This window comes from Acinetobacter sp. WCHAc060042, assembly GCF_003231195.1.
Classification (GTDB): Bacteria; Pseudomonadota; Gammaproteobacteria; order Pseudomonadales; family Moraxellaceae; genus Acinetobacter.
Window position 1 is genome coordinate 1 of record NZ_QKVN01000027.1, and the last position, 21837, is coordinate 21837.

The window sequence follows — 21837 nt, forward strand, 5'->3', positions numbered from 1 at the left end:
GTTATTCCCTAAACTTCTTATGATTTAGTATTAACGACTTGAGTCTAAAACTTCGTTATTTTGAACCACTTCTTGCGCTTTCACATAGCTTTCCATTAGCAAAGCATAAGCAGGAAAGATCTGAGTGTAGACTTGAGCCCATTCCTGAGCATCTTCACGATTCCATGTTTTTTGGATTTCAGAAGCAACTGCCGCAGTATCCATCGGTACAACACCTGCTTGAACCACACGTGCAAGAGTAATTTCCTCTGCCATTTTGGTGTATGTCCCTGAAGCATCAATCACTGCGAAAACTTTATAACCTTCAGCAACTGCACTAATCGCAGGGAAAGCCATACATACACTAGTAATGGTTCCTGCAATAATTAAGGTCTTTTTCCCTGTCGCTTTGACTGCATCGACAAAGTCTGGGTTATCCCATGCATTAATTTCACCTTTACGTGCTACATATTGTGCATGTGGGGCATTTTGGTGTATTTCTGGAATTAAGGGACCATTTGGACCTTGAGGAACAGAGGCTGTTGTAATGACTGGAATATTGGCGAGTGATGCAATTTTTGCCAAAGCTGCTGCGCGTTGACGCAATTCAGGCATCGGCATGTCGCCTACAGTTTGAAATAAACCACTTTGATGGTCAATTAAAAGCATCGCTGAATCTGTTGGATCAATCACAGGACGTTGACCGTTGAAGTTTGCTGGAGTAGACATTTTTATTACCTTTTGTATGGATTAACTGGTGATTGCTATGTTAATTTCATGACAAAGGTGAAAAAATACCTAATATGGGAAACATTGTCATACTAAAAGAACAATTAGATGTTCAGGGATTGTAGATGAAAGATTTTAATGACCTGTATTATTTTGCTAAAGTGATTGAGTATGGTGGTTTTTCCGCGGCCAGTAATGAACTGATGATCACTAAATCGTTACTCAGCCGTCGTATTGCTGAGTTGGAAAACCGTTTAGGGGTAAAGTTACTGAATCGAACCACACGCAGTGTATCCGTCACAGAAGTAGGAAAAGTCTATTATCAGCACTGCCAAGCCATGATTATTGAGGCTGAAGCGGCAGATGCAGCTATTGAAATGCTTAGTTTAGAACCTGTAGGCACAGTGAAAATCTCATGTCCTGTGAATTTATTGCATTTGAATGTCAGCACTATGCTGAATGATTTTTTAAAGAAATATCCCAAAGTGCGTTTACATGTTGAAGCCACCAATCGAAAAGTAGATTTGATGAATGAGCGTTACGATCTGGCAATACGTATCCGCCCCTTACCACTAGAAGATAGTGGACTCGTTGTACGTAACTTGTCTTTGTCTCGGCAGTTTATTGTGGCGAGTCCACAATTGGCCTATCAGCAGTTTTCCATTCAACATCCTAAAGAGTTAAATCAATGGCCTGTGTTGATGATGGAGTCATTTGTACCTGAATATCATTGGAAGTTATTCGATGAAAATGAAGAACCATACGTGCTGAAGTGTGAACCGAGACTGACCACTACTGATCTCAACGCATTGCATGTAGCGACTTTACAAGGTCTTGGGATTGCCAAGTTGCCTGAACTAATTATTCATCAGGATTTAAAAGAAGGGCGTTTAGTCAAAGTAATTCCAAACTGGGAGCCAAAACCAGAGTTGATTCACTTAGCCTATACCTCTAGACGTGGTTTGTTACCATCAGTGAAAGCTTTAATTGACTTTTTGGTGACAGCATTTGAAAAATATTAAGAAATGAAAAGTGCGATGCAACTCGCACATAGGTCTATGACTCTAAATAATGCCCTGAAACTTTCACATAGTTTTGTGCTGAATAGGGTAAAAATGCTAATTCTTTTTCCGTAAGTGAGCGTACCTTTTTAGCTGGACTTCCGACATATAAATAGCCACTTTCCAGCACTTTTCCAGGAGGCACTAGTGTGCCTGCACCAATCATGACATCGTCAGGAATAACGACATCATCCAAAACAATGCTGTTGATGCCAATCAATACGCGATTGCCAATAGTACAACCATGTAAAGTGACATGATGTCCAATAGTCACATCATCACCAATGATCAAAGGAGAACCGTTAGGTTTGTCTACTTTTTTATGACTGACATGCAGCATCGCATGGTCTTGTACATTTGAGTTTTTACCAATTCGGATTGAATTGACATCGCCTCGAATCACAGCAAAAGGCCAGACTGAAACATTGTCAGCCAAAATGACATCGCCAATCACTACGGACATTTCATCAATATAGCAATTGTTACCCAGTTGCGGTGTGGTGTTCAAATAGGGGCGAATATTTTTAGCCATATTGGTGTTCTGCTTTTATGTAGGTGCTCATTATAAAATAAAAAAGCACCCAGACCGAGGTGTGGATGCTTTAACTTAAGTCTAAATATGACTTAGAATAAGTTTGAGAAGAATTGTTTGATGTGATCTAACATACGCGCAAAGAAGCCTGCTTCTTCAACATCTTTTAATGCAACCAGTGGCTTTTCAGCAATTACTTTACCATCAAGGCTTGCAACGTATTTACCAACCACTTGACCCTTTTTCAACGGTGCAGTGAGTTTCGGTTGAACTACAATCTGCGTTTTAATAGAGTTGGCTTGACCTTTAGGCATGGTCACGTTGAACGTTTCAGCTAGGCCCACAGGGACTTCACTGTCTTTACCAAACCACACTTTCGATTTGGCTAAAACTTGGTTCGCTGCTTGTACGTTTTTAGTTTCAAAGTTCGCATAACCCCACGCTAAAATTTCACGTGTTTGTGTTGCGCGTTCTTGCATGCTTGGCGCACCAAAAATCACCGAAATTAAACGCATAGGCCCGCGTTTTGCTGATGTGGTCAAACAATAACCAGCTTCATCAGTATGGCCGGTTTTCAAACCATCGACACTTGGGTCGGTATAAAGCAAGGCATTTCGGTTACCTTGTTTAATGCCGTTAAAGCTAAACTCTTTTTCAGAATAAATAGGATAGTATTTTGAGCTATCATGAATGATGTGCTGTGCAAGCGTTGCCATGTCTTTAGCGGTTGAGTAGTGACCTTCAGCTGGCATACCAGTTGAATTCATAAAGCTGGTATTGCTCATACCGATACGTTTTGCTTCAGAATTCATCATATGTACGAAAGTACCTTCGTTACCAGCAATGTGCTCAGCCATCGCTTTAGATGCATCATTTCCCGATTGAATGATAATGCCTCGTAGCATCTCTAATGCAGTTGCAGTACCGTTCAAAGGAACATACATACATGATTCTGAACTGCTGCCACGACACCATGCAGATTCGTTCATGCGAACTTTTTCATTTTCAGTCAGTTCACCTGCCAGCAATTTCTGTTCAATAATGAAGCTGGTCATCATTTTTGTCATTGAGGCAGGTGCTAATTTTTCGTTTTCATTTTTTGATGCGAGGATTTGCCCAGTCTCATAATCCATCAGCACGTATGATTTATTATTTAGTTCTGGTGGTGAGGATAAGACAGTTGCTGCAAAGGAAATGCTTGGTACGAGTAATGCCGCAGCAAGGGCGCTTTTTTGAATCATTCTAAGGGGTTCCGATTTCTTTAGTATAAGCACGAGAGCCTTGCATTTTAGGACAAAGTTCTGCCGACTTCTATGGGAGAAATCGGCTTATTTTAAAGATATTGTAACCAATTGGTATTATTTGCTGTAAGTACTCAATTCTGTACAAATTTCTTGATTCTTTGCTTTGCCTGCTTTTTTTGCATCGGCTTGCGCTTCAGCTAAAATTGGCTTGAATTTTTTTTCTTTACTGAGTTTTTTCAGATATGCAGCAGGGTTTTCTTGTTGTGGAAGATACTCTTTTGCTAAAGAGTTATAGCCATTTTCAAACTGCTTTTGGTCAGAAACTAGATCTGGGCAAACTTCTGAGAGTACATAAATTGCAGCTAATTCTTGTTGAGTCACTTGTTGTAGTGGGGTGACTTCAATATTTTCATCTTTAGTGGCTGCTTGCGCGGAACTGATGACCATTAAAGTAGAACTGCACACCGCTAAAATCACTTTTTTCATCATATTCAAATTCATTTGAAACCTTAAGACCATACTTGTTAGTGCCATAATATGATGAGCTTAAACAAATTTTAAGTAAATGTAAGCGAATAAATGTATAGAAGCTGTTGAGGTAAATTTACAGTGTTGACATTTTTGATGTTAAAAAAGGTGAATATTTTGATTTATTCACCTTTTTTATTTTGCACGGCTGGCTACTCAATTAACCTTCAAAGTTTACGACATCATCACATACAGATTTTTGTTCTGCTTTGTCTGCACCGTTTGCATCTGCACGTGCCGCTTTGAGGATAGATTGGTATTCGCTATCTGACTGTAATTTTGCGTATGTCATCGACTTGTCAGAATAATCTTGCAAATATGTTTGAATAAGCGCTTGGATGTTACTTTCAATTTTAGGAGCTTGACCCACCAAAGCAGGGCAAAATTCAGTCATGACTTGCGCTGCTGCAATATCTTCTTTCACAATGGTATTGGCTTCTTCTGTACTTAATCCTTCAACAGCAAAAGCAGATTGAGAGATTATGATAGCCATGCCTAATCCGAAGAAATTACGTAATGTTAAGGTTTTAATCATTTTTAAAATCACATATTTATGGTGGATACGGAGCAACCAATATATATATATTTTCAGTTAGAATTCAATGAAAAGTTCTCACCAGTCATTTTAATAGAAATTTTTTTGAATATTTTGATAGTGGACAAGTATGACCTCATTGAGGTTATTTATTAGGCATTTTTAATTGAGGCTTGCTTGATGATGAGCTACTTAATTCGATAAATGTTTATATTTTGGAAAATGTGTCGACAGATGAGCCATCTGAGTACAACATTGTTTTGATTTTAGTGAGATTTAGCCAGATGGCTATAATGTTAAGCGGTGAGAGCATAAAGAAAAACTTATTGAGTGCTGAATTAGAAAATATTATAAATTTCAAATATATATAATTTATCTTATGATATTTCTAAGCCTTAGAACATAGTTGCGAGTTATAATCCGTGTAGGGATATCGTGGGAAAAGAAATCTTCGATGTTTAGGTTTAGTGGGACGATATATTGATATTTTCTATGGAAATATGAATGGCTGTCATTCATTTGAAAAGTCGTGAAATTTGACATTGGTTTGAAATTTATTCGATTATGCTTACTCCCCAAAAACCATAATGATTATTAAAGCGAGTGATCATGAGTGAAAAAAATGAAAGTCGTGAGTGTCTAGTCTGTGGGGAAAAATTCCTCATTAAAAATATCATTCCTATGGGGACAATACGAAAATCCATCATCGAAGAAATTGCACATGACTTCCCAGAATGGTCACCGCAAAGTTATATTTGCCAGGCAGATTTAGCCAAATATCGAATTCAGTATGTTCATTCACTGTTAAAATCTGAGAAAGGAGAGGTTACAGATCTTGAGCGTGAAGTCATTAAAAGTCTGCAACACCATGAGGTGATCACTCAAAATGTAGAAGATCAGCTCAATCAAAATTGGAGTCTAGGGGAAAGATTGGCAGATAGAATTGCTAGTTTTGGTGGCAGTTGGGCTTTTCTCATGTGCTTTGCGCTTTTCCTTGCGATCTGGATTATTATCAATACAGTCGTGATGGTTTCACATCCTGCGGATCCATATCCCTTTATTTTATTAAATTTAATTTTATCTTGTATCGCAGCTGTTCAGGCTCCCGTTATTATGATGAGCCAAAATAGACAAGAAGCCAAAGACAGGTTGCGTTCGCAAAACGATTATAAAATAAATTTAAAGGCGGAGTTAGAAATTCAACATTTAAATGAAAAACTAGATCATCTATTGATGCATCAGTGGAATAGATTAGCTCAAATACAAGAAATACAACTGGATTTATTATCTGAAATGAGTAAAAAACATGAATAATTTGATGAACAAATGCTGAACATAATTATCGGTTAGATTATCTTTTCTTTGGCTTGTTTTCTATGCTTAAGCCTGAAGCAGCTAGCTTATTTTATCTTGCTGCTTTCTTCCTTTTGTAAAGTAATAACTGAATATTCATTCAGACTCGTTGTTCCTGCTTTTCAGATGGCTTTATCTCAATGTATAGTGCAGTCTGCACCTAAGATGCGATACGTTTTTATTTTGGCGTTGAAGGCATTAAATTCTTTAGCTAATGTTTTCATATTATCTGTAAATCTACTGATTTTAATTGCTGACTAAAAATGGCTAAGTTTAAGATAAACTTAGGTGTATACATTTTTTATAGACTCATGCAGATTTAAGAAGACCTCAGTGAATATTTTAATAGCTAATGACGATGGTGTTTTTGCCCCTGGTATTCAAGCATTGGCACGTGCTTTACGTCCTTTAGGTCGAGTTGTAATTGTAGCCCCAGAAAGTGAACGCAGCGGTTTTTCTAGCGCTTTGACCTTGGATCGCCCGTTACGCCCAATTGAAATTGCACCTGATATGTGGGCAGTCAATGGTACACCTGCAGACTGTGTGTATTTGTCTATGAATGGTTTGTTTGATTTTGAATTTGACCTTGTTGTAAGTGGGATTAACAGTGGGGCAAATTTGGGGGATGATGTGCTGTACTCAGGAACAGTGGGTGCAGCTTTTGAAGGTCGACTCATGAAGCAACCTGCGATTGCAGTATCATTGGCTGGGCCAGAAGTACGTTCTTACAACAGCCCAGAAGATTATCAATATGCAGCACAATGGGTACATGACTTTGTTCAACAAGGTTTGCCTACGCTACCACCACGACATATTTTAAACATTAATATCCCAGATGTAGCAGAGTTACAGGGAGCGAAAATTACCTATCAAGGACGTCGTAGTCAGTCGAAACCAATTACCAGCCATGTTGACCCACGTGGGCGCCAAGTCTATTGGATTGGATTATCTGGTGAAGCGGTAGTAGAGCCTAAACAGGGGTATGATGCTGTAGAGTCTGACTTTTTTGCAGTGGCACATGGTTTTGTGAGTATTACCCCTATTCAAATGGATGCCACCAATTATGACGTTTTACATGCATTACAAGTCCAAATGAACCCATAAATAGCCATACAGCTGGGTAATACAAGGCGTATGCTCAACTGTTTGTTATAACTTTGTGAAAATACGCGCAGAGATACTATTTCTACATGCTTTTTTGCTAATCTTAGCGCAAATTAAATTTATTATTTTTGTATTTTTTAGAGAGTAAGATAAATGTCTGTGTTGTCTCAAATCCGTTTCATTGCAGTACCCGCAGCCATGTTGAAGACAGTTGTTTTATCAACTGCTGTTGTTTCGACTGTTATTTTAAGTGGTTGTGCGTCTAAGCCACAGGTCAACAATGCAACACGTTTTGCGAAAGCACCAGACTATTATACGGTTCGTTCGGGTGATACTTTGAGTGGTATTGCGATGCGTTATGGGCTGAGTTATTTGTCAGTTGCAGAGATGAATGATATTGCTGCACCGTACCGAATTTATGTGGGGCAATCACTACGCTTAAAAGGCTCAGGGAGCCCGCGTACCACAACAACACAACCAATGACCCAAGTTGCTCCAATTCAACGTCAAAATGTTGGTCTCCCGAGTCAAAATACAGCCACCACAACCAGCACGACTCCTGCTAAAGTACCGACTGCACCTGTTGCGAGCTCGCAAACCTCGACTTTACGTTGGGTTAAACCGAGTAATGGTGCTGTATTGCAAGGTTACAATTTAGCCAATAATGTGAAAGGTATTCGCTATGCTGGTAACCAAGGCGATCCAATCTATGCAGCAGCAGATGGGCAGGTGGTATATGCGGCAGACGGTTTAAAAGAATATGGGAACTTAATTTTGATCAAGCATATTGATGGCTATATCACAGCCTATGCACATAATAGTGCAATGAATGTGAAGAGCGGTCAAAATGTGACAGCGGGCCAAAAAATTGCTGAAATGGGATCAACAGGCACAAATCGTACCATGTTGGAGTTCCAAGTACGCCTAGATGGCAAGCCAATCAATCCGACTATAGTTTTACCATTAAATTAAAAAATCTGGATGCAAAGCAAAAAATTCACCGTATAATACAATGAGTTGTTTTTATCGAAAAGATGAAAACTTCTCATGAATCCAGAGAGAATTTTATGTTAGATCAACTACGGGCAATGGGTGTTTTTGCTTGTGTTGTAGAAAAAAGTTCCTTTAGTGGTGCTGCGCGTGAGCTAGGCATCACTACAAGTGCTGTGAGCCAGCAAATTCGTTCTTTAGAGCAAGAGATGGAAGTTGTTCTTCTACATCGCTCAACTCGAAAGTTGAATTTAACTGAAGCAGGTCAGGCTTTTTTCCACAGCTGTCAAGAAATGCTCGCCGCTGCTGAACGTGGCAAAATACGTATCAATGAATTGCGCGATGATCTAGTCGGTGAGCTACGAATAGCGACTACGCCAGAGTTGGGTGCAAATCATGTGATTCCTGCTTTGTCACATTGGATGTCTGCACATCGTGGATTATCTGTTCATATAGAAGCAGATAATCATTATGTGGACTTGCTTGCAGGGCGTATTGATATTGCTTTAAGAATGGGGCCAATAGTTGACGATCAGAGTTTTCATGTTGTGCCTTTGGCTCGTGTTGAACAAATTTTGGTTGCATCGCCGAGTTATTTGAACCAGTCGGCGCCAATTTCACGACCTGAAGATTTAAAAAATCACGATCTTATTCCGATTACCATCATGAAAAATAATCATGATTTTGATTTTAAAAATGTGGTTACAGGTGAGATGGTTGAGCTTGAGATGAAATCGAGAGTAGCCAGTAACAATATTTTGGTGACAAAAACGCTGTGCCAGCATGGTCATGGGGTCGCTCGGATTTTATATTTGGATGTACAAAAAGAATTGGTGAACGGTTCTTTAGTAGAAGTTATTCCAGAATGGAAGCTACCAAATTTTACTTTATATGCTATCACTTCAAAGCATGAACAACAGCCGATGAAGATCCATCGTTGTTTGGATGCCTTGAAACAATACTTTTGCCAACTACCTGGCGGTCGTATCTACCAAGAAGCAAGCTAATTCTATAGAGACAATACTCAAGTATGAGGCAAGCTCTACATATTCTTACTTATAAATTTTTACTGATATAAAAACATAATTTCGGGTTAAGCGGTTCACATTGATCCGCTTAACATTTAGAGCAGTAGAATGAGGCAAAATAACCTAAATTCTGCTGCTCTTTATTTTTGTATTTTTAAGCGTCACCTTGAGTGAGTTCTAAAGCACGTTGGTAGGCAATTTTCTTTTTGATCCCTGTTAAGTCGGCAGCCAATTGAGATGCAGCTTTTACAGATAAATCTTGTAAGAGGCGTGTTAAAAGCTGATCAAGCTTTTCTTGTTCCATATCTTTTTCTGCAGTTGCACCGCCTACAACCAGAACAATTTCACCTTTTTGTTGATGATTGTCGTTGGCTATGAACGCCACCAGTTCACCTAAAGTCATTTTCTTGATGGTTTCAAAGGTTTTGGTAATTTCACGTGCAAAACCAACAGGGCGATCTGCTCCAAACACCTTCGCCATATCTGTGACACTGTCTAAAATGCGATGTGGTGCTTCATAAAAAATTAGCGTTTGTGTCTCGTCTTTGAGTTTTTCTAGGTTTGCTAGTCGCTGAGTTTGTTTGGAGGATAAAAATCCCTCGAAGCTAAAACGGTCACTGGGTAAGCCTACTGAACTTAAAGCAGCAATTGCGGCACAAGCGCCAGGGACAGGAATGACGCGGATATTATGCTCTTGTGCAGCACGAACCAATTTAAAACCGGGATCACTAATCAGTGGCGTACCTGCATCACTGATCAGCGCCATGTCTTCGCCCTTTAGCAAGCGCTGAATTAACAAGTCGATTTTATTACTTTCGTTGTGATCATGACATGCAGTAAGAGGGGTTTGAATATTGAAGTGCTTAAGAAGTTGAGCTGAGGTTCGTGTATCTTCAGCAGCAATCACTTTGACTGACTTTAATACATCAATTGCACGATAAGTCATGTCATCTAAGTGCCCGATAGGGGTTGCGACTACAAATAACTGGGCACTCATGGGTTTTCTCCGCACTGCAAAATAATAAAAGGACTTCGCTTGAAAGTCTAAAAGTGCAATATATCTTTTCAAACATACTGCAATACATCATTCTACCCGAATTGCTCGCTATGGCGTGAATTAGAATCTATGAGGCATCTATTTTCCAGCTACAATTTAAGATTTCGCTTGAAATTTGGCTATTAAGAAATAAGGAAAAGTAGAAGTCATCAAGAAAAGTGGTGGTGAGACATCTCAGATCAGAGCTTTTATGTCTAAGCGGATAGGAAGATAATGAAAGTCATCAAACTATATATAATTTAAGCTGTGATTTTTAGATCATACTGCCATTCATAGAAAATAATAACGGGGAAATAGAACAGAATGAAACTGGGACAGTGGGCAGAGCAGCAAGCTTTGGTCTTATTAGAACAACAGGGTTATGCTTATGTGGTAGGCAATTATCATTCAAGATTTGGTGAAATTGATTTAATTGTACAGAAGGAGCAAGAGTTGGTCTTTGTTGAGGTTAAAGCGCGATCAAGAACGCGATTTGCGCAAGCTGTTGAAACAATTTCCCAGTCAAAACAGCGTAAAATAGCCAAAACGGCCATGTTATTTTTACAAGATCATCCACATTTCCAGCATTATTATTGTCGCTTTGATGTGATTTGTTTTGATTTTTTTAAAGAAATTGCAAAAACCATACAGCAAGATTTTTCAAAATTCACTTATGATCAGCAATGGATAGAAAATGCTTTTACTTTTGATCAAGACTTTATTAATCTTTGAACAAAATCAGAGCTGAAATGCTGCATTAAAAATAGTTTGAAAAATTGAGGAGTCTTGCTGAGTGTTCAATCGTATTGCAATGACCGTATTATGTGTCGCAAGTTTATCTGGATGTGCAAGTTTCATTTCGGGTGGAACAGGGACAGCTGCTGTAGGAACAGAAAGTGGTGCGCGTTCATTAGGACAAGTTTTCATCGACTCTTCAATTGAGCGTACTGCAAAAATTAATTTATATAAATTGGATAGCCGTTTTAAACAGTCACGTGTCAATATTGAAAGTTTTCACGGCAATGTACTATTAACAGGACAAGTTCCTGATCAGCATTTACGTCAACTCGCAGAAGATAATGTCCGTGCGATGTCGGATGTGAAAACGGTACATAATTATATTACTGTTGGAGACCAGATCAGTTACGGTACGATCATGCAAGATACATCGGTGACGGCTAATACCCGTGGTTTGATTATGAAAGCAGCGGTGGTTTCTGATGCAAAAGTACGGATTCACACAGAAGATGGCGTGTTGTATGTGATGGGGCGTTTAAATACTGCTGAAATTGCGGACTTAAACCAAGTATTACAACAAGTGGGTAACGTCACTAAAATTATTACCTTAGTTGATAACATTGAACAACAATCACAAACGAGCAATGCATTTGCATCACCTATGATGAATGCTGTACCTACAGAACAAACACCTGTAGCGATAGACCCAGACCAAGTTGAGCCAAGTAATGTTCAATAAACTTCAGCCTTTTATTAAAGGACTGAATCGTTCGGTAGAGTATGCAAGATTACTGTACCGTGATTTTCGTATTTATGATGTCGGTAGCTATGCCCTAAACCGTTTAACGCCGCGTAAAGGCTATTTCGTTCAAGAAAATGTAGCTTATGGTTTGCGTGCGCGACATCGTTTGGATTTGTTCCGCACACAAACGCCACGTGAGCATCGTCCACTAATTGTTTTTGTGCATGGTGGTGCGTGGATGCATGGTGATAAGAAAGACTATCGCTTCATTGGTGAGGCTTTTGCCAAAGAAGGTTTTGATGTGGCAGTGATTAATTATCATTTGGCACCTGAGCATATCTTTCCGACCTCAATTGATGACTTGAGTTTGGCTTTAAACTTTTTAAATGTGCATCAACAAAAGTATCAGATTTCGACTGAAAAAGTTGTATTGATGGGGCATTCCGCAGGTGCATTTAATGTGATGTCGGCGCTTTATCATCCTAAGCCTTATGAGATCCAGTGCCGAAGTCAAATTACGGCCATTATTGGTTTGGCAGGGCCTTATCATTTTGACTATAAAGGCGATCCAATTTGTGCAGATGCTTTTGATCAAAACAAGCCTTATCAAGAAGTCATGCCGTATTATTTTGTTGAGTCGAATACGGTGAAACATTATCTGCTGGTTGCAGAAAATGATGACATTGTTGGCTTAAGCAATGCTGTTGACTTGGATCGTAGATTGAAAGAAAAGGGTAATTACAGTCAACTTTGGACCGTACCACGTATGGGGCATATCTCGATGATTGGTTCAGTATCAAGTTTATTTAGTCGTTACTTTAGTACCAAGCAAAAAATCATGCAGGCGTTAGAGGATGCGCTTAAGCATTAATTGGATCGTAACTTATCATGGAAGTGAGTGAGCTTATAGCCACTCACGTGTGTCATCGGCCACAATAGTCCCTTGAGTCGCATGCATAATCATCGCATGCGCGATACTGCCTTTAAAAGGAATTTCAGGGAGTTGATCAAACTTAAAGAATTGTGCATCACTGATTTCTTCTTCTTGTAAACATAGTTCACCCGAGGCATATTCAGCTTTAAATGCAACCATTAAATTACTCGGGAAAGGCCAAGGCTGGCTTGCCAAGTATTGAATATTTTGCACTTGAATCCCGACTTCTTCCAATGTTTCGCGACGTACCGCTTCTTCTAAAGTTTCACCGACCTCAACAAAACCTGCAATCAAACCATACATGTTGCTGCGTGTGTTGCGTGCATTTTTAGCCAATAGGATTTCATTTTCTCCCCGAGTGATGACTGTAATCACACACGGTTGTACACGTGGGTACTGATGATAACCACAAGCAGGGCAAATCATGGCGTATTCGGTTGCATGTGCTTGAGTGGCATGACCACAGTGGCTACAGTACTTATGATTACGGCGCCATTCTAGTAGTTGGATTGCGCGGCTGGCTTGCTCAAATTGCTCAGTACTCCAAAGTGGAAGTAACTGACGAATTGGAATTAACTGCAAGCCTTCGGGAATAGGCTCATTTTCTAATAAATCTCGGGCAATCACCTGATCACCCGAGTGAAAACTTAAATCACTTGCTAACTTTTCTACACGGGGCAATTGGAAGTTATGGTCAACCAATAATTGTTGTTGATGAAAAATATATGCAAGTGATAATTCTGACATTAGGCAACAGTCTTTAAGTTTTGGCTACTGGCTAATGCTACATCAAACATGCTGTGTAATACAGGTTGTTTACTCTTTAAATTCTCAATCAGCATATCGGCACTTGCGAGTGCATCAAGCACATGATTCACTTGCGCTGCCGTCAGAGCCGTTTCTGCATCTAGCTGTTGTTGAACAAATGCTGCTGCAATATTCAGTGCTGTTTGACCATGTTCTGCACCCAAGAACAACATTGCACCAGCTACTTCACGTAACTGGGCAGAGGTATTCTCAAGCACGATTAAGTTTTGTTCTTGTTGGTATTGCGTCAATGCTTGACTGCTTAAATCAATGGATACTTTTGCTTCTGTGAGCAAAGCTGCATGTGCTTCGTCTAAACGGTCTAGCGAGATATTCATGTTGTTGACACGAAGCTGTAAGCGGCTTGATGTATGGTGACGCTCTAGTACGCCAATCGAGTTCATTGCTGACAGAATGACATTCATGAGTTGTTGTGCAAAGTTTTCATCTTTAAGCATATCAGTTTGACTGAGAGATGCTGCCTGACGGTTCAAGTCATTATACGCTTCATTTAAGTTTAACACTTTGAAAATATTGGCAAGATCGACCAGCTTCGCTTGAAGCTCTTGAGTCTTTTCTGGCGTCATGTTTTGGTAGTTGTACTCAATATCATTACGGATTTGTGACATTTCAGCGGTGACCAAATCACTAATCGTATGCATTGTTTCAAAATCAGGGCCATATAAGTGGCGGCTGAAAACTTGTAGTTGAGTATCAGTCAGTAGGTCATCGCCAATGTTGAGTTGACTCCGAATTTGCTGAGATACTTCATCTTCTTGGCTAATACAAAGGCTGAGAATATTAGCAAGATCTGTTAAGTCTGCTTTGAAGCTTTCAGGGGCTGCAAAGAATTGCGCCATATTACGTTCAATACTGACTAGGGTGCGTAAGCGGGGTTCATTGATGATGAGCTGATCAATTTGATTGAGTGCAACATAGACCAAGTTCCAATACTGTTTACTTGGTGTTTGTTCAGATAGCCCCGCTAAATAGGTTCCAACCAATTTTATAGCTTGTAAGTCCAACTCACTCTCTTCTTGCTTCAGCATTTTGCTTAGAGAAAGCTTATACAAGCGGTGAACGTATTGTGATTTTTCAAGGCTTGGTGCTTGGGGTAAATGAAAATCAGGAGTGATGCAATCTAATAGCGACTCGATATGTTGACCTTCTTGGGTCAAAGGTTTGCCTAAAGCCAGCTCCAGTCGGTTTAATGTATCGAGTAAAAACTGTGGAATTTTGACTTCTCTTAAGCAGATGAATTCAATGTAGCGCTTTAGCATCGTTGTGCCTTCACTCAGCGCAATGACATCTTGAGTATTAATTTGTGCAGGATTCCCCATGATCTTGCGCATTAACTCAGCAGAGTATTCAGCAATTTTTGCCAAGCTTGGCATATCAATCAATGCAAGGACTTGAGCACACTGCTCAAATTGGTTTAATGCATCGTCAATTCCAAATGGTAAAGTCTGATCTTCTGCTAAGGTGCTCACAGCTGATTCAACCAGTTTAATGGAATTATCCACTTCATTTTTTATTATCAGCAGCGCTGTTGGATCAAAATGAATAGAGGTTTGGTAAGACATTGATCTGCACCTATCCTAGTGTTTTATCGTGTTTATATGCTGCCAAATAGAGGCATAGCAACTTGTTTATCACTATAGCCTAACTGAAAAATCTTGTAATACAAAAGTTAACAAAAACTTTAGATTTTATTTGGCGAAAAGGCAAGGTGTGCCATGTTTTTCTTGGTATTGTTTGACCCAAGTCTCATGTGCTTCTAGTTCCTCGGTCGAGGGTAAAATCACTGGGAGTTCAATTTCAAGTGTTTGACGTGTTGCTTGGCTATTTTGTTGTTCGCTATGTGATAGGGCGTCCATATCAAAAGAAACCTGACCACCCGTCATAGCTAAGTAAACATCAGCAAGGATTTCAGCATCTAGCAATGCGCCGTGGAATGTACGGTCACGCTGTGGAATTTCGTAACGGCGAACTAAGGCATCGAGTGAGTTTTTCTGTCCCGGATGCTTAGACTTTGCCATCGCGAGAGTATCTGTCACCGCACATACTTCAGAAAGCGCAACAAAACCTGCACGCTTGAACTCTGTATCTAAGAAGTTCATATCGAAAGTCGCGTTATGTGCAATGATCTCAGCACCTTTTAAATATGCAAACAAAGTATCTGCAATATCTTGGTACAGCGGTTTGTCTTTAAGAAAGTCATCTGAAATACCGTGGACATTTTCAGAGTCGCCCACAGGTTTTTGCGGATTGATATAAATATGAATTGAACTACCCGTAAGTTTGCGGTTGACCATTTCAATGGCGCCGACTTCAATAATACGGTCGCCATCTTGATAATAAAAACCTGTGGTTTCGGTATCGAGAATGAGTTGTCTTGAACCAAAGACTTCAACCTTACGCGGGGTAATCACAATTTGCGGATGTTGATTGAGTTGTGTTAAATCGACACTTGCCGTAATTTCAGGCGTTTGATCAGTAGAAGGCTTCGTTGTCTCAAATTCTGGTTCAGCTACTGTACTTGGTACTTGTACTGGAACGTCTATTTCACTTTCGGCTAAATCTTCGCTGTCATCGGCTTCTTCGTCATCGAAACCCAAACCAAAAGGATCGTTTAACAACCAGTCGGGTTCAACTTTTTTTTTATCTACAGAGGGTTCTGTTGTTGCAGTTTTAGACTGACGAAGTTGAGCCTGTGTTTGATCGGCACCGAGGTTTGCCAATTGATCTGCCATTTCATTGCCTTCGTGACCTGCATGACCTTTAACCCAATGCCAGTCGATATCACGCCCTTGACAGGCTGCATCGAGTTTTTGCCATAAGTCTGGATTTTTAACATCTTTCCAATTTTTCTTTTTCCAACCCGTAATCCACTCGGTAATGCCGCGTTTTACGTAGGTTGAATCTGTCCAAACAATCAACTTTGCGTCTGTTGGGCAAAAAAGGATACCCTCAATAGCGGCAGTGAGTTCCATGCGGTTATTGGTGGTATTATCTTCACCACCACACAGTTTATGTTCTTCAGTTTCTGTAATAATGTAGGCACCCCATCCCCCAAGACCTGGGTTTCCACGACAAGCACCATCGACATACAGGGTAATTGTTTGTGACATACACAACTTCCGTAAACTGAAAATTAAAACTAAGCGGGCACCATTGTATAACGCAAATGCACTAGAGAAGTGTATAAGATGCAGCTTTTTTAATTTCTTGTAACATTTATACTGATTTCGAGTTAAATTAACGCCTTGTGTCTGTGGCCTGCTTTACTACAATGGCAGATCTAAAAAATAAATTTTATACGAGTTGTTTGGATTCTCTTATGTATAAGTCAGCTGCCTTTTTTGGCCAACCGATGTTACCGACATTATTTAAAATTACAGTCCTCGGTTCAGCACTTGCGACACTCGGTTTGGTAGGCTGTTCCTCGACGCAAAGTGCAACTCAGGCATCGAAGTCCAAACAACTGGGTTCAGGTTATTTAGATGCAAACAGTTTAGATTCTTTAGAAGACCTCCTTTCTGCGACCGATATGCGCGCGGTGGAAGGGGATCGACTTTTGGTGTTAAAGCACGGTGACGTGTGGAAACGGATGACTGTGGGTTTTAAGATGAACAGTGATCACTGGAATCCACGTATTGATGCACAGCGCGGTTGGTTTATTTCACGTCAACCGTATTTGGATCGCTTAAGTGCGCGTGCTTCACGTTATTTGTATCATACTGTTAAAGAAGCTGAGCGTCGTGGTTTACCAACAGAGCTTGCTCTGCTACCTGTGATTGAAAGCTCGTATGATCCTGCTGCAACAAGTAGTGCTGCAGCTGCCGGCTTATGGCAATTTATTCCAAGTACTGGCCGTATTTATGGCTTAAAACAAAGTAGCCAGTACGATGGCCGACGTGATGTGGTTGAGTCAACGCGTGCTGCGTATGAATTCTTAGGAAGTTTATATAACCAGTTTGGTTCATGGGAACTTGCGCTAGCAGCTTATAATGCAGGTCCGGGCCGTATTCAACAAGCGATTAACCGCAATAAAGCGGCGGGTTTACCAACGGATTATTGGTCGTTAAAACTGCCTGAAGAAACCATGAACTATGTACCACGTTTCTTGGCAGTTGCGCAGATCATTAAAAATCCAAATGCCTATAACATTAATTTGCCGCCGATTGCGAACCGTCCGCACTTTAGAGAAGTCACTGTGGGCGCGGTGAGTTTAAATGAAGTTGCGTCGATTACAGGTTTAAGCCGAGCCGAATTATATCAGTTAAATCCAGGACACCGTGGAGAGTGGATTGATAGTTCAAGTCCAATGCGAATTTTAATTCCTGCAGATTTGAGCCCTTCGGTTGATGCGCGTTTGAAGAAGTTACAAGGTGGCTCAGGCGGTTTATGGGCATCTGCCAATACTAAATTGCCTGAAAATAATCAAACAATCCAACCGAGCAAAGTTGAACCACCAACTTTAAACAGCAAAACTATTTCTCCATCGAAAAATACTCCTCCAGTTTTGGCGGCAACAACAACCAAAACTGAGCCGAAGTTAACGACATCCACTGTAACGTCATCTAGTGCCGCAAGTGTAAGTACCCCCGTACGCGGTTCTACGCCTAAAGGTTCGAGTGCACTAGCAGCCTTTGCTGCCAATAGCGATATTCCAAGTGCACCACGTATTCCTGTTGCTGTAACGCCTGTGACACCTGTAAAACCAGTATCAGTTGAACCCCCGATTTCTGCTGCGGAGCGTGAGCAGTTAACTGCAGCCATTCAGGCTGAAGGTCAAACTAAAACTGTTGATGAAGTCCTAAAACCTGTTGCGACCAAAGCAGAACAAGCTGAAGTGGTTGCTGAAATTCAAGCTTTAGCACCACAAGGGACAGAAATTGTCGATCCTTTAGATGGCAAAATTAAACTGACTGCAATTCAAACGAGTCAGTCTGTGGCTGAGCTACAAGGTAAAGAGTTGACTAAAGGCTTTGCATATCCAAAATCGGTGGCAGACAATACCAGTCTGGATTCGGACGAGGTGAAACGTAATCAAGGTAAAAACTTTGTTAAGACTGACTCTGAAATTGTAATTGTTCCTCCAAAAGGCAAACGTTCAACTTATACCGTACAACCGGGTGATACTTTAGCCGTAATTGCAGCTAAAAATGGGGTGAATTGGCGTGATGTAGCGAAATGGAACCAAATGGATGCCAATGCCACGCTTTATGTCGGAACCTCTATTTACTTATATGATGCAAAACCTCTGGTTGAAAAAGTCGAACCGCGTTCTGCTATAAAAACAGATTCTAAGCCTGATAGTTATACCGTTCGTGCCAATGATACTTTAACGGGTATTGCAGATGAATTTGGTTTAAGTCTTAAACAGTTGGCTGACTATAATGGTTTAAGTGTGAGCAGTGGCGTGCGTGTGGGACAAAAGCTTTCCTTAAAAGAAACAGCACAATCACGCGCAAAAGCTAACGATGAGAAAGCCACCAGCCAAACTAAAGTAGCAATTCAGTCTTATACGGTGAAACGTGGCGAATATTTAAAACTGATTGCAGACCGTTATGCGCTATCAAATCAAGAATTGGCAGATTTAACACCAGGTTTAAATGCGGGCAGTAACTTGTTGGTGGGACAAAAAATTAATGTGCCTCTCAATGATGTTAAAAGCTTAGCGGCAAATAATACAAAAGCCTCTTCTGTTAAAATTGATAATGCTAAAGCTACACCACAGTTCAAAGTTGAAAGTTATAAAGTGCAACGTGGCGATACACTTTATAGCATTGCCTCACAGTCGAAAATGAGCCTGTCTGAGCTTGCGGATTTAAACAACATTTCAAGCAATAGTGGCTTACAAGTCGGTCAAACAATCAAAATCCCTGCGGGTTCAACTGTGCCAGATACTTATACGGTTCAGTCTGGGGATTCGTTAACTGCGATTGCTTCGAAATATAATTTGGGTATGGACTATATTGCTGACCTCAATAATATGAGTCGTACAGCGGGCTTACGTGCGGGTCAAAAACTCAAATTAACGGGTGAAGTATCTGCTGTTGAAACGCCGAAAACAGTCGAAAAACAAACGATTGCAAGTAATAACTCAACTGATATTCACGTGGTGAAATCGGGTGAAACCCTAAATAGTATTGCGCGTAAATATCACTTACAGCTTAACTATTTGGCTGAACTGAATAATTTAAGCCGTACGGCCAATGTTCGTGTCGGTCAGCGTTTAAAAATAGACGGTGATGTTGATCCGGCGCCAATCAAAACAGAAACAGTGACAGCAAAACCACAAGCAAATTCAGGTCGAGCAACTGAAAGCTATAAAGTGAAGTCAGGTGAATCGTTAAACTCAATTGCAAGTCGTGTTGGGATGTCAGTGTCAGAGCTTGCTACTTTAAATAACCTCAGTGCTCGTTCGGGCTTACAAGTTGGCCAAAGCATTCAAATCCCGAAACTGATTACGCAGTACACAGTGAAACGTGGTGATACCTTAATTGGACTGGCAAGTCGTTATGGGATGGACACTTCGCAATTGGCTGAGCTCAATGACATTAAGCCGAATACGCAGTTGCGCATTGGCGATGTAATTAAGGTGCCGAACTAATATTGAGTTGAAATGCAATTTCAGAGAAATCTCCGATGATGGTTAGAACAACGCTCTTGCTGTTCAGCCTTGTAACGATACCTTTAAAGGCATGGTCTGCAGTGCAGACCATGCCTTTTATTGCACCTTATGGTATGCCGAAATACAGCCAATTAGATCATCTGCCTTATGCCAATGTGCAGGCACCGAAGGGTGGCGAATTAACACGTGCAGTCATTGGGAGTTTTGATAACTTAAACAGCATGAATGGTCGCGGTACTGCGGTTGAGGGAACCAATTATTTATTTGACTCACTCATGAGTAGTTCGTTAGATGAGCCTGCAGTGATGTATCCATTGCTGGCAGAGAAGGTTAGCTATGACCCGAAAAATTTTAACACCATCATTTTTCATTTAAACCCAAAAGCACGGTTTAGTGATGGTAGTCCTGTTACTGCAACTGATGTAAAGTTCAGTTTTGATCTTTTTCAAACCAAGTCCAATTTTGGCTTACAGATGTATTTGTCGGATTTAGCCAAGACCGAAGTGTTGTCCAAATACAGTATCAAGATGCATTTTAAAACACGAAATAATGTGGAAATGCCTTTGATCGTGGCCAGAATGCCAATTTATTCCAAAAAGGACTGGCAAGGCAAAGACTTTAGTCAAACTTCAGTCAAGCCGATTTTAGGCTCAGGCCCTTATGTTTTAGAGAAAATCAATGCAGGGCAGCGGGTTGTTTATAAACGTAATCCAAAGTATTGGGCCAAAGATTTAAAGGTCAATCAAGGGCGTTATAATTTTAACCATGTGGCTTATGTGTATTATCGCAGCAAAGATATTGCTTTTACTGCGTTTAAGGCGGGTTTATATACTTTGCATGAGGAAGAGTCCGCACGCCAATGGGTGACTGCCTATAACTTTCCCGCAGTGAAACAAGGTCTCGTTAAAAAGTATCGCTTTAAGCATTTCAATCCGATACCGACGCAAAGTTTTGTGTTTAATACCCGTCGTCAGCCTTTTCAAGATATTTATTTTCGCCAAGCTTTAACTTATGCCTACGACTTTGAGTGGCAAAACAAAGCGATGTTCTATGGGCAATATCAACGTCTGCAAAGTTATTTTTCTAATAGCGAACTAGAGGCGAAGGGTCTGCCTTCGGCTGCTGAAATCAAAATCTTAAAACCTTATTTGGCGAAATTGCATCCTGTGCAGCGAGACGGCGTTTTAAAAAATTGGCATTATTCAGCTTCAGATGGATCGGGCTATAATCGAAATAATTTGCTTATCGCACGACAGATTTTATTAAAAAATGGCTATAGATATAATGCCAAAGGGCAATTGTTGGATCAGAAAAATAAGCCGATCCAGTTTGAGTTTCTGATTCAGCCAAGTGATGCTGTGCGTGAAATTGCGCCTTTTGTTCGCCATCTAAAGCGACTAGGAATACAGCTGAACATTCGACAGGTTGATACACCTCAGTATTATGAGCGGATGCGGACTCAAGATTTTGATATGACCCTACAAACGATGCCGCAGTCTTTAACACCGGGCAAAGAACAGGTACAACTGTGGGGCAGTGCTTCAGCCCATCAGGTGGGAAATTATAATTATTCAGGCATTCAAAATCCGGTGATTGATCAGATGATTCAACAGTTGATTCAAGCACCTGATCGTAAGCAAGTGGTGGTACAAACGCGTATTTTAGATCGCTTGCTGCGTGCAGGCTATTATCAAATACCAACCTATGGTAAGGCTGATCAATGGTATGCCTATTGGAATATGTATCAAAAACCGGTACGGAGCCCGCAGTTGAATGTCGGGTTAGATTATTGGTGGAGTGATGCTAAACAGGCAAAAAAGGTGAGCCAGTATTTAGGTCAGGCAACCAAGCCATAAG

At 40.4% G+C, this 21837-nt stretch carries 19 protein-coding genes; 10 read left to right on the forward strand and 9 right to left on the reverse strand.

Annotated features, from left to right (window positions below; all coding sequences use genetic code 11):
• Window positions 1-30: 30 nt before the first annotated feature.
• Window positions 31-708, reverse strand: coding sequence for a hydrolase (locus tag DPG01_RS12355; protein WP_110975296.1), 678 nt, complete (start codon window positions 706-708; stop codon window positions 31-33).
• 125 nt (window positions 709-833) lie between these two features.
• Between DPG01_RS12355 and DPG01_RS12360 the strand changes: the two genes are divergently transcribed.
• Window positions 834-1730, forward strand: coding sequence for a LysR substrate-binding domain-containing protein (locus DPG01_RS12360; RefSeq protein WP_110975297.1), 897 nt, complete (start codon window positions 834-836; stop codon window positions 1728-1730).
• Window positions 1731-1764: 34 nt separating this feature from the next.
• On the opposite strand, the gene DPG01_RS12365 is transcribed toward DPG01_RS12360, so the two are convergent.
• The 4 genes from DPG01_RS12365 to DPG01_RS12380 all read right to left on the reverse strand — a co-directional run bounded on the left by DPG01_RS12365 (window position 1765) and on the right by DPG01_RS12380 (window position 4608).
• Complete coding sequence (locus DPG01_RS12365; protein ID WP_110975298.1) at window positions 1765-2301, reverse strand: gamma carbonic anhydrase family protein; 537 nt, start codon at window positions 2299-2301, stop codon at window positions 1765-1767.
• A gap of 92 nt (window positions 2302-2393) precedes the next feature.
• Complete coding sequence (gene dacC, locus DPG01_RS12370; RefSeq protein WP_086207807.1) at window positions 2394-3542, reverse strand: D-alanyl-D-alanine carboxypeptidase PBP5/6; 1149 nt, start codon at window positions 3540-3542, stop codon at window positions 2394-2396.
• A gap of 117 nt (window positions 3543-3659) precedes the next feature.
• Window positions 3660-4046 (reverse strand): MCR_0457 family protein, encoded by a 387-nt coding sequence (locus DPG01_RS12375; RefSeq protein ID WP_110975299.1) that lies wholly within the window; start codon window positions 4044-4046, stop codon window positions 3660-3662.
• 187 nt (window positions 4047-4233) lie between these two features.
• Window positions 4234-4608 carry an MCR_0457 family protein gene (locus DPG01_RS12380; RefSeq protein WP_110975300.1) on the reverse strand — a complete coding sequence of 125 codons (375 nt, stop codon included), beginning with the start codon at window positions 4606-4608 and terminating at the stop codon, window positions 4234-4236.
• Window positions 4609-5217: 609 nt separating this feature from the next.
• Between DPG01_RS12380 and DPG01_RS12385 the strand changes: the two genes are divergently transcribed.
• From DPG01_RS12385 to DPG01_RS12400, 4 genes are all read left to right on the forward strand, one after another.
• Complete coding sequence (locus DPG01_RS12385; RefSeq protein WP_110975301.1) at window positions 5218-5922, forward strand: DUF1003 domain-containing protein; 705 nt, start codon at window positions 5218-5220, stop codon at window positions 5920-5922.
• A gap of 372 nt (window positions 5923-6294) precedes the next feature.
• Window positions 6295-7065 (forward strand): 5'/3'-nucleotidase SurE, encoded by a 771-nt coding sequence (surE, locus tag DPG01_RS12390; RefSeq protein WP_086207801.1) that lies wholly within the window; start codon window positions 6295-6297, stop codon window positions 7063-7065.
• A 153-nt stretch (window positions 7066-7218) separates the two neighbouring features.
• Window positions 7219-8037, forward strand: a complete 819-nt coding sequence (locus tag DPG01_RS12395; protein ID WP_110975302.1) for a peptidoglycan DD-metalloendopeptidase family protein — start codon at window positions 7219-7221, stop codon at window positions 8035-8037.
• 95 nt (window positions 8038-8132) lie between these two features.
• The gene (locus DPG01_RS12400; RefSeq protein WP_086207799.1) at window positions 8133-9062 is read left to right on the forward strand and encodes a LysR family transcriptional regulator; all 930 of its coding nucleotides are present in this window, start codon (window positions 8133-8135) and stop codon (window positions 9060-9062) included.
• 175 nt (window positions 9063-9237) lie between these two features.
• Here the strand turns inward: DPG01_RS12400 and rsmI are convergent, their stop codons facing one another.
• Window positions 9238-10080 carry a 16S rRNA (cytidine(1402)-2'-O)-methyltransferase gene (gene rsmI, locus DPG01_RS12405; RefSeq protein WP_110975303.1) on the reverse strand — a complete coding sequence of 281 codons (843 nt, stop codon included), beginning with the start codon at window positions 10078-10080 and terminating at the stop codon, window positions 9238-9240.
• Between the two features lie 363 nt (window positions 10081-10443).
• On the opposite strand from rsmI, the gene DPG01_RS12410 reads away from it, so the two are divergent.
• The 3 genes from DPG01_RS12410 to DPG01_RS12420 all read left to right on the forward strand — a co-directional run bounded on the left by DPG01_RS12410 (window position 10444) and on the right by DPG01_RS12420 (window position 12470).
• Entirely contained in the window at window positions 10444-10851 is a 408-nt protein-coding gene (locus tag DPG01_RS12410; RefSeq protein WP_086207797.1) for a YraN family protein, read from the forward strand.
• Window positions 10852-10912: 61 nt separating this feature from the next.
• Window positions 10913-11596 (forward strand): BON domain-containing protein, encoded by a 684-nt coding sequence (locus tag DPG01_RS12415; RefSeq protein ID WP_086207796.1) that lies wholly within the window; start codon window positions 10913-10915, stop codon window positions 11594-11596.
• Window positions 11586-12470, forward strand: a complete 885-nt coding sequence (locus DPG01_RS12420) for an alpha/beta hydrolase (RefSeq protein WP_086207795.1) — start codon at window positions 11586-11588, stop codon at window positions 12468-12470. Before DPG01_RS12415 ends, DPG01_RS12420 begins: the two co-directional genes overlap by 11 nt.
• A 33-nt stretch (window positions 12471-12503) precedes the next feature.
• On the opposite strand, the gene nudC is transcribed toward DPG01_RS12420, so the two are convergent.
• The 3 genes from nudC to dnaQ form a co-directional block, all read right to left on the reverse strand.
• Window positions 12504-13280 carry an NAD(+) diphosphatase gene (gene nudC, locus DPG01_RS12425; protein ID WP_110975304.1) on the reverse strand — a complete coding sequence of 259 codons (777 nt, stop codon included), beginning with the start codon at window positions 13278-13280 and terminating at the stop codon, window positions 12504-12506.
• Window positions 13280-14923 (reverse strand): chemotaxis protein, encoded by a 1644-nt coding sequence (locus tag DPG01_RS12430; protein ID WP_110975305.1) that lies wholly within the window; start codon window positions 14921-14923, stop codon window positions 13280-13282. Before DPG01_RS12430 ends, nudC begins: the two co-directional genes overlap by 1 nt.
• A gap of 126 nt (window positions 14924-15049) precedes the next feature.
• The gene (gene dnaQ, locus DPG01_RS12435; RefSeq protein ID WP_110975306.1) at window positions 15050-16471 is read right to left on the reverse strand and encodes a DNA polymerase III subunit epsilon; all 1422 of its coding nucleotides are present in this window, start codon (window positions 16469-16471) and stop codon (window positions 15050-15052) included.
• A gap of 209 nt (window positions 16472-16680) precedes the next feature.
• Here dnaQ and DPG01_RS12440 point away from each other — a divergent pair, with 209 nt between their 5' ends.
• Window positions 16681-19959 (forward strand): LysM peptidoglycan-binding domain-containing protein, encoded by a 3279-nt coding sequence (locus DPG01_RS12440; protein ID WP_110975307.1) that lies wholly within the window; start codon window positions 16681-16683, stop codon window positions 19957-19959.
• Between the two features lie 35 nt (window positions 19960-19994).
• Window positions 19995-21836: an extracellular solute-binding protein gene (locus DPG01_RS12445; RefSeq protein WP_110975308.1), complete on the forward strand. Its 1842-nt coding sequence runs from the start codon at window positions 19995-19997 to the stop codon at window positions 21834-21836.
• Window position 21837: the final 1 nt, after the last annotated feature.